The sequence below is a fragment of the Bradyrhizobium vignae genome (assembly GCF_004114425.1).
Lineage (GTDB): Bacteria > Pseudomonadota > Alphaproteobacteria > Rhizobiales > Xanthobacteraceae > Bradyrhizobium > Bradyrhizobium vignae.
Map to the genome: position 1 here is coordinate 1 of NZ_RDQF01000067.1, position 10,808 is coordinate 10,808.

The window sequence follows — 10,808 nt, forward strand, 5'->3', positions numbered from 1 at the left end:
GCAAGCTGGCCATCAATACCCTGCAGGCAACGCCCGGTCCTGCCCGCATCAGCCACAAAATGCTCCAAGCCAGATGGAATAATGACTTCCTTCTCTCCGCCCTCGCCCATATGCGATAGCCCTACCCCTCCAGGGGAGGGTAAGAGCGACGCTGACTCGTGGCTGACGATGGCGGAGTAATTTCCCGGTCAAAGCGTTTCGACCGAAATCCGCGCGTTCAGATGGAGAGGCGTCCTCCTGGCGCGCGCTCTTTCTGTTGCAACGGCGCTCTAGCTCGCCGGCCCTTCCGGCAACACGCTCTCGGCTAGCTCCGCGCGCTCGCTTTGCAGCACCTCGCGCGCAAACTCGATGATCTTCTGCTTGTTGGCCGTTTCGCGGACGGCAAAAAACACGCGGTTCAATTCCAGGCCGAGCACGCTGTTGAGGGCGATGTCCTCGTCTTCCATCGTGGTTTTCCCGCTTCGGACGCGTTCAGGTGTAACTGGACCTCACTTCCTCCACAAGTAGATTAAATCTTCGCAGCAGACGGAACACCGGCAAACTACGGAGCAGCGAAATTGGGGCAGCCCCCAAATACATGTACATGCTATATGGGAGGCCAGGGTCAGGAAACGCACTGATGTCTGCCGCAGATGCCGTGGATTATGGCCGGGAGGCGCTCGACTTCATCGAGGGGCTTAGCGCCTACACGAAGATTCCGGACGCCGTGGATGCGCTCTCGACCGCCTTCGCTCGGTACGGATTCGAACACATCATCGTAACGGGCCTGCCCAATCCCGATCAGCGCTTCTCCCAGATGGTGCTCGCCAAGAAGTGGCCGGCGGAGTGGTTCAGCCTCTACACCCAAAAGAGCTACGATCGCGTCGATCCCGTGATCCGCAAATGCCGGCAGACGGTGAACCCTTTCGAGTGGTCTGAAGCGCCGTATGATCCGGAGCTAGAGCCGGGCGCGGTGGAGGTGATGCGGCGCGCCGCCGATTTCCGCATGTCGCGCGGCTTCGTGGTGCCGATCCACGGCTTGACCGGTTATGAGGCCGGCGTCTCGCTCGGTGGCGTCCATCTCGATCTCAACGCCCGCAGCAAGCCGGCGTTGCATCTGATCGCGATGTACGGCTTTGATCACATTCGCCGTCTGCTTGATCCGGCGCCGCATCCGTCGACCCGGCTCACCCCCCGCGAGCGCGAGGTGCTCGCCTGGGCCTCCCAAGGCAAGTCCGCCTGGGAGATCGGCGAGATCCTCAACATCACGCAACGCACGGCGGAAGAGCACCTTGCAACTGCCGCGCGCAAGCTCGGCGCCGTCAACCGGACGCATGCGGTCGCAATCGCGATCCGCCACAGAATCATCACTCCTTGAAATCGTCGCCTACTGGGAAATTTCCCAATGGTCGGCTTTGCCTTTTTCGCTGAGGCTTCCCCCATTTCGAGCCATGGGGGAGTTCATGATTCATGTGATTTCTGCCGTCAATCGGCACCTCTACGAGGGTGTCCTGGAACAGCATTTTCGGGTCCGTCACGAGATCTTTGTCGAGGAGCGGAATTGGGAGGCACTGCGCAAGCCCGACGGTCGCGAGATCGATACCTACGACAATGAGGACGCGGTCTACCTGCTGGCTCTCGAAAGTGGCCGGGTGCTCGGCGGCTCCCGCCTGTATCCGACCACCAAGCCGACGATGATGGGCGAGGTCTTCCCGCATCTCGCCGCGGTGCGCGGTTGCCCATCGGACCCGCTGGTCTGGGAGTGGTCGCGCTTCTTCGTTTCGCGCGAGCGCCGCGACGGCGTGTTCAATCTGCAATTGATGGCGGCAGCGCAGGAGTTCTGTCTCGATCAGGGCCTCGAGCGGCTCTGTCTCGTCATGGAGACCTGGTGGCTACCGCGCTTCCATGACATCGGATTCGTCGTGACGCCGCTGGGATTACCGGCGCTGGTCGAGAATTCCTGGACCATGGCCGCAACGATCGATATTCGGCAGGAGTCGCTTGATATCGTGCGTGACCGTATCGGGATGACGAGCGTCGTCCAGCAGGACGGTCCGCGTATCGACTGCATCGCCCGTGCCAACCTCTGCGGCTTCGCCGCGCAACGAAAGAGCGCCTGAGATGTCGAACATGATGCGGGACAGCCAGATCATGGCGCAAACGAAGGACGAGAACCTCTGCTACATGTCCGACATGGCGCTCGAGCTGGCGCAGATGGCGGACGATTCTGGATTGGCGACGCTCGCCTATCTGTTCCGGATGGCAGCGCTGGAGGCCTCGACGGCCAACAGCGTGCTCGCCGAGCCCGACGACCTCCCCCGGCAGATGACGTCGCACTAAAGCATGATCCGGAAAAGTGCGAAGCGGTTTTCCGGAAAGATCATGCGTAAACAACAAGCTAAAGCGCGATGACGATTCATCCAATTCTCATCGCGCTTTAGACTTCCCTGCCTTCCGACGAACTTGCACCCTTTCTTCGGTCCGCCGGCGAGAGGGTGTTGGTCTGGGTGCGGCAGGTTGCCCCAGCCGGCACGGCAGCATTCTTGCACGATCGATTTCGATCGCATGCATCGGCATGCAACAAAGTGCATGTTTGGTGTCGAATCGCTCTTGCCTCGGAACGATACTGCCATTACCCATTTTTCGGCCTTGAAGAGGCAGGGGGAGCTCTTTCACTGATGGCGACCGTGTTCGAACATCGGCGCGACGCTGCGCGCGCCTGAAAGAGTCTTGATGCTGCTCGTCGTCGAACAGTTCTTGAACGGATTGCAGTTCGGCCTGCTGCTGTTCCTGCTCGCCGCAGGCCTGACGCTGGTGTTCGGGATCATGGATCTCGTCAACCTCGCGCACGGCTCGCTCTACATGATGGGCGCGTACTTTGCCGCGACCTTTGCGGCCTGGACCGGCAGCTTCGTGCTCGGCGCGCTGATGGCGTTAGGGGCTACGCTGGTACTCGGTATCGTGCTGGAGGTGACGGCGCTGCGGCATCTTTATGGCCGCGATCATCTCGACCATGTGCTCGCAACCTTCGGCCTGATCCTGTTCTTCAACGAGGCCGTGCGGCTGATCTGGGGCCCGGCAGGCCTGGCGCTGCCTTTGCCCGCCTGGCTCACGGTGCCGGTGCCGATCCTGCCCGGCATTCACTATCCGGCCTATCGCCTCGCCATCATCGTGGTGGCGCTGCTGGTTGCGCTGCTGCTCTATCTCGGCGTGATGCGTACCCGCATCGGCATGCTGATCCGTGCCGGCGCCTCCAACCGCGAGATGATCGGCGCGCTCGGCATCAACATCAAGTTGCTCTACACGCTGGTGTTCGGCTTGGGGGCCGCGCTCGCGGGCCTCGCCGGCCTGATGCAGGCGCCGATCCTCACCGTGCAGATCGGCATGGGTGAGAACATCCTGATCCTCGCCTTCGTCATCATCGTGATCGGCGGCATCGGCTCGATCCGCGGCGCGTTCCTCGCCGCGATCTTCGTCGGCATGATCGACACGCTCGGCCGTGCCTTCCTGCCGAACTTGTTGCGCCAGGTGCTGAGCGGCGCCGCCGCCTCCACCGCCGCGCCGGCGCTGTCCTCCATGCTGATCTATCTCTTGATGGCGATCGTGCTGGTGGTGCGGCCGGAGGGGCTGTTTCCGGCCCATCGCAGATGAAGAGCTTGCGTCGATGAAAGGTCTGAGCGTGAGCAAGGCCGTCACGGCCCTGATGCTGGCGGGCCTCGTGCTGCTGCCGCTCTATTCGTCTCTGTCCGGCAACATCTTCATCCTGACGCTGTTCACCCGCATCGTCATCCTGGCGCTGGCGGCGGCGAGCCTCAACCTCATCATGGGCTTTGGCGGCATGATGAGCTTTGGTCATGCCGCCTATCTCGGCATCGGCGGCTACGCCGTCGGCATGCTTGCGCAGGAAGGCGTGGGTTCCGGCTTCATTCAGTTTCCGGTGGCGCTCGCGGCCTCCGCGATCTATGCGCTCGTGATCGGCGCGCTCTCTTTGCGCACCCGCGGCGTCTATTTCATCATGATCACGCTCGCCTTCGCGCAGATGGCCTATTACGTCGCCTCGGGGCTGGCGCGCTACGGTGGTGATGACGGCCTGACCATCTACAAGCGCAGCGACTTCTCGGGGCTGATCGACCTGTCGAACCGCACGCAGTTCTATTATCTCTGCCTCGCCTGCCTGTTCGGCGTCATCTTCCTGATCTGGCGCATCGTCAATTCGCGCTTCGGCCTCGTCGTGCAGGGCCTGCGCTCCAACGAGCAGCGCATGCAGGCGATCGGCTTTCCGGCCAAGCGCTACCAGCTGGTCTGCTTCGTCATATCAGGCACGATGTGCGGCCTTGCCGGCGCGCTGCTCGCCAACAACACCGATTTCGTCAGCCCGGCCGTGATGTACTGGACGCGTTCCGGCGACCTCATGGTGATGGTGATCCTGGGCGGCATGGGAACGCTGTTCGGCCCTGTGATGGGCGCGGTGGTCTATCTGCTGCTGGAAGAGTTCCTGTCGCACATCACCGAATATTGGGCGCTGATCATGGGTCCGCTGTTGCTGCTCATCGTTCTGTTCGGCCGCGGCGGCATCATGGGCGTGCTCGGGAGGGCTGGCCGTGGCTGAACCCCTGCTCCGCGTCGAAAAGCTGGTGCGCCGCTTCGGCGGCATCATCGCGACCGACAACGTCTCGCTCGAGGTCGCCAGCGGCGAGCTGCATGCCATCATCGGTCCGAACGGCGCCGGCAAGACCACGCTGATCAGCCAGCTCACCGGGCATCTCGCGCCGCATTCCGGCAGCGTCTCGCTGGCCGGGCGCGACATCACCTATTTGCCGGCCTATCGCCGCTGCGCGCTCGGCCTTGCGCGCTCGTTCCAGATCACTTCGCTGCTGCTCGACTTCACCGCGGCGGACAATGTCGCGCTCGCAGCGCAGGCGCATGCCGGCACCTCGTTCCGCTTCTTCGCCAATGCGCGCAAGGAGACGGGCCTGCGCGATGCCGCCCATGCCGCGCTCGACCGCGTCGGTCTCGCCCATCGCGCCGATGTGCTGGTGTCGAAGCTCAGCCATGGCGAGCGGCGCCAGATCGAGCTTGCGGTCGCGCTCGCCAGCAAGCCGAAATTGCTACTGCTCGACGAGCCCATGGCCGGCCTCGGCGTCACCGAATCCCAAGGCATGGTCAAACTGCTCCAGGAGCTGCGCAAAGAAGTCTCGATCGTGCTGGTCGAGCACGACATGCCGGCGGTGTTCGCGCTCGCCGACCGCATCTCGGTGCTGGTCTATGGCCGCGTCATCGCCTCCGGCGATCCGGCCGCGATCCGCCAGAACGAGGACGTCAAGCGCGCCTATCTCGGCGATCAGCATGTGGTGACGCATCATGGCTGACACGCTGCTCGAGGTCGACGGCATCGAGACCTGCTACGGGCTCTCCCAGGTGCTGTTCGGCCTGTCGCTGTCGATCAAGCCGGGCGAGATGGTCTCGCTGATGGGCCGCAACGGCATGGGCAAGACCACGACCATCCGCTCCATCATGGGACTGACCCCGGCACGCGCCGGGACCATTCGCTTCGCGGGCGCCGAAGTGCGGCAGCTTCCGTCCTACAGAATTGCCAAGCTCGGCGTCGGCCTCGTTCCCGAGGGACGTCAGATCTTCCCGAACCTCACCGTGCGCGAAAACCTCGTCGCCGCCGCGGCTGATCGTTTCGGCAGCAGCAATCCCTGGACGCTCGCCGCGATCTACGTGCTGTTCCCGCGCCTGGCCGAACGCGCCGCCAACATGGGAAACCAGCTTTCCGGCGGCGAGCAGCAGATGCTCGCGATCGGCCGCGCGCTGATGACCAACCCGAAGCTTCTGATTCTGGACGAAGCGACCGAGGGCCTCGCGCCCCTGATCCGCGAGGAGATCTGGAATTGCCTGTCGCTGCTCAAGAACCGGGGACAGTCGATCCTGGTCGTCGACAAGAACGTCGACCATCTCGCCCGCATCTGCGATCGCCACTACATCATCGAGCGCGGCAGAACCGTATGGAGCGGCACATCGAACGAGCTGATGGCCGCGCCGGATTTGCAGCACAAATATCTGGGGATTTGAGGCGCCGCTCTCTCCCCGTCATTGCGAGCGCAGCGAAGCAATCCAGATTGCCGCTGCGGAAAGATTCTGGATTGCTTCGCTTCGCTCGCAATGGCACAGGAAAGGGCGGTGCGCCCTTGCCAACAAATCCCGTGGCGGTGCAGCTCGTGGATCACGCGAGCCTCGATCGACGCACTCAGTGGCGGCTAACGCGCCAGCCGATGCGTGCCGATCTCGATCAGGGTGGCCCTGCAGGACAGGCGATAGATCAGGCTGAACAATTGATCCCACATGATCGAACTCCGCTGTTGATCATGGAGCGGCAGTCTAGGCATGGTGTCTTTCCGCCGTTTTTCGAGCGAGACGGAAAATGGCTTCGTCGGACCGCTGCGGGATGTCGTCGGAACAGGGGAGACGAAGTCGTCTCACGGAAGCGTGAGGCGGATCGTCCTCAAAACATCTCGAAATATTCGCGATGCTCCCAGTCGGTCACTTCAGACAGGAAGCGATCGATCTCGGCGTTCTTGATGTGGGCGTAATAGTCGACAAATTCAGCCCCGAGCTTCTCGCGGAAGAACGGGTCGTCCTTCAGCGCGGCGACTGCATCGCGCAAGCTTTTCGGCAATGGCGGCGCTTTGGTCTCGTAGGGCGTGTCGGCCGAGGGGCCGGGATCGAGCTTGCGGTCGACGCCGTCGAGGCCTGAGAGAATCTGCGAGGCCATGTAGAGATAGGGATTGGCGGCGGGCTCGCCGATGCGGTTCTCCAGGCGCGTTGCGGCATCGCCGGCGCCTCCGAGCACGCGGATCATCACGCCGCGATTGTCGCGGCCCCAGATCGCGCGGTCCGGGGCCAGCGAATAGGACCGATAGCGCTTGTAGCCGTTGATGGTCGGGGTCGTGAACACGGTCGATGCGCGCGCGTGGTCGAGCAGGCCGGCGAGATAGGCCCGGCCGAACGCGCTGAGCGGCTCGCCCTCCGCATTCGCCATGAATTGGTTCTCGCCGCTCGTGCGCGAGACGATCGACTGATGCAGGTGCCAGCCGCTGGCGAACACGTTCGGCAGTTTTGGGCGGCACATGAAGGTGGCGTGATAGCCATGGCGTCGCGCGATCTGCTTCACGGCAGAGCGGAACAGCACCATGTTGTCGGCGGGCTCCAGCCCTTTCCTCGGCTGGAAGGTGAACTCGCACTGGCTGGGTCCGAACTCGACCTCGACCGAGCGCAAGGGCAGCCCAAGCGCGACGATGTCACGCCGCAAGATCTCCAGCACCGGCTCCATCTGATCGAAGCGCTGCTCGGTGAGATATTGATAGCCGTGGCTGAGCAGGCTCACCGATGGCGGTGTGCCCGGCTGGCCGGCATCCTCCGCGCGCATGTGCGGATCGTCGAGCCTGAAGATGTGGAATTCCACTTCGAGGCCCGCGATGAAGTCGTAACCACGCGTGCCGAGCTCATCGAGCACGCTCTTGTAGAGCCGGCGGGTTGCGAACGGCACTGGGCGGCCGTCGTTGAAATAGAGGTCGCACAGCACCCAGCCCGTCGCCGGGGCCCATGGCAGCACGCGAAACGTGGTGGGATCGGCGACCATCAGCACATCGGCCGCGCCCTCCATCTCCTTCATGCCGAAGCCGCCGCCTGACGTGAACACCGGAAACACCGTGCGGTGCGAGGTGTCCTTGGCGAGCATCGTCGTGGTGATGGAGCAGCCGCTTTCGAGCGAGGCGATCGCCTCGGCGGCGACGACGGTCTTGCCGCGCAAAATGCCGTGCTGGTCGGGGAAGGCGAGGCGGATGACCTCGAGGTTCTTTTCCTCGGCGATACGGCGCATGCGCGTTGCCGCATCTTTCTGCTCATCCGACCACAGCGCATGGCGCGCGACGAAAGTCACTTTGCTACTCCTTCAGTCGTGAGGCGCGAAGCATGCGCCACATTCTCCGTCAGTGCGAGGAGCTCTTGCGACGAAGCAATCCAGCAATGCGCCGGCGGTGACAGACTGGATTGCTTCGCTTGGCTCGCAATGACGAGGATAGACGTCACTCCGCCGCCGTCAGCCGATGCACCTTGCCTTCGATCTCCTTCGGCACCGGCGCCGTCCAGGGCGCGCCGCGGCGGCGCTTGACGTCGACTTCCATCCAGTAGGTCTCCCAGCCCCGCGTCGGCCCGATGCCGTCCATCGTCGCCGGTCCCTGGATGCTGCGTGCGTTGGCCTCGTCCAGGAACAGCATCGGCTTCTCGCCGTTCTGGACCTTCTCGATCTCCTGCCGCAGCAGGCGGCGATACTGCACGATCGCCTTGTCGGACTGTCCGAGATGCTCCTTGGTGCGGTCCTGAATCGCGCCCATCGATTCCACCGCCCATTGGTCGTGCACGTTGATGTCGTTGCCCATGCCGGTATAGGTCGCGGTCTGCTGCTCGTGCGGATCGAAACCGTAATCGTTGCTGCGGTTCTTGCGCGATTTGTAGTCGGGCAGCTCATAGAGCTCGAGCCGCTGGTCGCGCATTTTCTTCTTGTCGACCGGGTTCGTGTAGCTGGTGAAGATCGCGTACCAGTAGCAGTTCTCGTCATCGACGGGCACGTGCCACTGCGTGATCGTCATCTCCGTGCTCATGGGGATGACGAAGCCGTGCGGGAACAGCTGGTTGGTGACGCGCACATGCGTCCGCTCCGCGTCGATCTCGCGCAGCGCGATCAGCCGCAGGCCATATTCGGTGTGCTCGACATTGATGATCGGGCGGTCGTATTCGCGCAGGATCTTCGTCATCGGCAGGTCGGAGCCGGCCGAGGCGCCGCGGAATTGCTTGCCGTAGGCGGTCGAGGTGTCCTCGTCCTCGAAGAAGCGGTGCAGGTAGGAGGCGTGGGCGGGATCGATGCCGACCTCCAGCGCCTGCAGCCAGTTGCAGGCCATGTGCCCCTTGAACGCGAACGTATGGCTGCCCGGCGCGATGAAGCAGTCGATCTCCGGGAATGCGGGCGGCGCACCCTCGCCGAGATAAGCCCAGAGGATGCCGCTCTTCTCCACCACGGGATAGGAGCGCTGGCGGATGTTCTGGCAGAGTTTTGAATCCTTCGGCTCGGCCGGCGTCTCGATGCACTGGCCGGTGGCGTCGAACAGCCAGCCATGGAAAGCACAGCGCAGGCCGCCATGCTCCAAACGCCCGAAGGCGAGGTCGGCGCCGCGATGCGCGCAGTGGCGGTCGATCAGCCCATAGCGTCCGCTCTCGTCGCGAAACAGCACCAGGTTCTCGCCGAGCAGCCTGACGGGACGGATCGGCCGCGCGCCTTCCAGCTCATCCACCAGCGCCGCCGGCTGCCAGTAGCTCCGCATCAGCTTGCCGCAGGGGTCCTTCGGCCCGGTGCGGGTGATCAGGTCGTTCTGCTCCTGGCTCATCATGGCGCGTGTATCCTTGTGGAGGGCGATTGTTCGCCTATTGAACGAATGGGCGAATTATGCCATGCCTTGGAGCGGCAGCAAGCACTATTTTGCAGGATTATCCCGAAGCCATGCCCAAGCTGAAGCGCAGCGAGAGCGACGAGCGCGCGACGGACTTCGTCGAGGCCCTCGATCGCGGCCTGCGGCTGCTGCAGTGCTTCGGCACCACGGCCGGCCCGATGACGCTGAGCGATCTCGCCCGCGCCGCCGATCTGCCGCGCGCCACCGCACGGCGCATGCTGTTCACGCTTCAGCGCGGCGGTTACGTCTCCGGCGATGGCAAGTTGTTCTCGCTGACTCCGCATGTGCTGACGTTGGCCGCATCATATTTGCGCTCGAGCCAGATCATTGCCGTACTTCAACCCGTGCTCGACCGCATCGCGACCGCGGCGCAGGAAATCTCCTCGCTGGCGGTGCTCGATGGTGACGATGTCGTGTTCATCGCCCGCGGCGGCCCGACGCGGGTGTTCTCGGGCGGATTGGAGATCGGCTATCGCCTGCCGGCCTTCTGCACCTCGGTCGGCCGCGCCATGCTGGGGCAGTTCGGCGATACCGATCTCGCCGCGCGCCTGAATGCGATGAAGCGCGAGGCGCTGACGCCGCAGACGGTGACCGACCCGAAGGTGCTGCTCGCGCGCATCACAGCCGACCGCGCGCAGGGTTATTCGCTGGTCGACCGCGAGGCCGAGCCGCATTTCCGCTCGATCTCGGTCCCCGTCCGCCGCTACGACGGCGTGATCGTCGCGGCCATCAACATGGGCGCGCATGTCGATCGCGTGCCGGCGCAGGAACTGATCGACCGCTTCCTGCCGCTGTTGCGGGAAGGCGCCGAGGCCGTGCGCTCGCAGCTTCTGTAGTTCCTCCCTCGCCTCGAAACCGGTGCTATAATCGTCGCCAGCACAAGAGAACAGGGAGGAGCCCATGCACCATACCATGGTTCCCAGTGATCGCGTGGAGCACGTTGCCGTCTACGGACGCGACGGCACGAAGCTCGGCACGATCGAACGGCTGATGCTCGACAAGATGAGCGGAATGGTCGCCTATGCCGTGATCAAGACCGGCGGGCTGCTCGGCACCCATCATCATTATCCGCTGCAGTGGAGCGCGCTGAAATACGATCCGGGACGGCAGGCGTTCCAGATCGACTCGACGCTGGAGGAGCTCAGCAGCGGCCCGTGCGAGTTCGACGGCGAGGCGTTCGACTGGGGCGACCGCTCGCGGCCGTATCCGCATCCGCATTACTGGTCGGTCTAAAGCGCGATGAGATTTGGATGAATCGTCATCGCGCTTTAGCTTGTTGTTTACGCATGATCTTTCCGGAAAACCGCTTCGCACTTTTCCGGA

13 protein-coding genes are annotated in these 10,808 nt (G+C 63.5%); 9 read left to right on the top strand and 4 right to left on the bottom strand.

The genetic code is table 11. The features are described from left to right. Nucleotides 1-269: 269 nt before the first annotated feature. Nucleotides 270-446 carry a hypothetical protein gene (locus EAV90_RS34155; protein WP_122406108.1) on the bottom strand — a complete coding sequence of 59 codons (177 nt, stop codon included), beginning with the start codon at nt 444-446 and terminating at the stop codon, nt 270-272. Nucleotides 447-619: 173 nt separating this feature from the next. Between EAV90_RS34155 and EAV90_RS34160 the strand changes: the two genes are divergently transcribed. From EAV90_RS34160 to EAV90_RS34190, 7 genes are all read left to right on the top strand, one after another. Next, entirely contained in the window at nt 620-1,357 is a 738-nt protein-coding gene (locus tag EAV90_RS34160; RefSeq protein WP_129145917.1) for a helix-turn-helix transcriptional regulator, read from the top strand. 85 nt (nt 1,358-1,442) lie between these two features. Further along, on the top strand, nt 1,443-2,099 hold the full coding sequence (locus EAV90_RS34165) for an acyl-homoserine-lactone synthase (RefSeq protein ID WP_164937227.1): 657 nt from the start codon (nt 1,443-1,445) through the stop codon (nt 2,097-2,099). A 1-nt stretch (nt 2,100) separates the two neighbouring features. After that, nucleotides 2,101-2,319, top strand: coding sequence for a hypothetical protein (locus tag EAV90_RS34170; RefSeq protein WP_122406105.1), 219 nt, complete (start codon nt 2,101-2,103; stop codon nt 2,317-2,319). Nucleotides 2,320-2,712: 393 nt separating this feature from the next. After that, complete coding sequence (locus EAV90_RS34175; protein ID WP_122406104.1) at nt 2,713-3,630, top strand: branched-chain amino acid ABC transporter permease; 918 nt, start codon at nt 2,713-2,715, stop codon at nt 3,628-3,630. 13 nt (nt 3,631-3,643) lie between these two features. Next, nucleotides 3,644-4,588 carry a branched-chain amino acid ABC transporter permease gene (locus tag EAV90_RS34180; RefSeq protein ID WP_129145918.1) on the top strand — a complete coding sequence of 315 codons (945 nt, stop codon included), beginning with the start codon at nt 3,644-3,646 and terminating at the stop codon, nt 4,586-4,588. Next, nucleotides 4,581-5,348 (top strand): ABC transporter ATP-binding protein, encoded by a 768-nt coding sequence (locus EAV90_RS34185; RefSeq protein WP_129145919.1) that lies wholly within the window; start codon nt 4,581-4,583, stop codon nt 5,346-5,348. Before EAV90_RS34180 ends, EAV90_RS34185 begins: the two co-directional genes overlap by 8 nt. Further along, a complete protein-coding gene (locus EAV90_RS34190) occupies nt 5,341-6,054 on the top strand; it encodes an ABC transporter ATP-binding protein (protein WP_129145920.1) in 714 nt (237 codons plus the stop codon). Before EAV90_RS34185 ends, EAV90_RS34190 begins: the two co-directional genes overlap by 8 nt. A 185-nt stretch (nt 6,055-6,239) precedes the next feature. On the opposite strand, the gene EAV90_RS41335 is transcribed toward EAV90_RS34190, so the two are convergent. The 3 genes from EAV90_RS41335 to EAV90_RS34200 all read right to left on the bottom strand — a co-directional run bounded on the left by EAV90_RS41335 (nt 6,240) and on the right by EAV90_RS34200 (nt 9,425). Next, entirely contained in the window at nt 6,240-6,368 is a 129-nt protein-coding gene (locus EAV90_RS41335) for a hypothetical protein (RefSeq protein ID WP_283810522.1), read from the bottom strand. Between the two features lie 116 nt (nt 6,369-6,484). Beyond that, nucleotides 6,485-7,921: a glutamine synthetase family protein gene (locus tag EAV90_RS34195; protein ID WP_129145921.1), complete on the bottom strand. Its 1,437-nt coding sequence runs from the start codon at nt 7,919-7,921 to the stop codon at nt 6,485-6,487. A gap of 145 nt (nt 7,922-8,066) precedes the next feature. Further along, the gene (locus tag EAV90_RS34200) at nt 8,067-9,425 is read right to left on the bottom strand and encodes an aromatic ring-hydroxylating dioxygenase subunit alpha (RefSeq protein ID WP_129145922.1); all 1,359 of its coding nucleotides are present in this window, start codon (nt 9,423-9,425) and stop codon (nt 8,067-8,069) included. Between the two features lie 110 nt (nt 9,426-9,535). Here EAV90_RS34200 and EAV90_RS34205 point away from each other — a divergent pair, with 110 nt between their 5' ends. Then, entirely contained in the window at nt 9,536-10,321 is a 786-nt protein-coding gene (locus EAV90_RS34205; RefSeq protein WP_122406098.1) for an IclR family transcriptional regulator domain-containing protein, read from the top strand. Nucleotides 10,322-10,385: 64 nt separating this feature from the next. Then, nucleotides 10,386-10,718, top strand: a complete 333-nt coding sequence (locus tag EAV90_RS34210; RefSeq protein ID WP_122406097.1) for a PRC-barrel domain-containing protein — start codon at nt 10,386-10,388, stop codon at nt 10,716-10,718. The last annotated feature ends 90 nt before the right edge of the window (nt 10,719-10,808 follow it).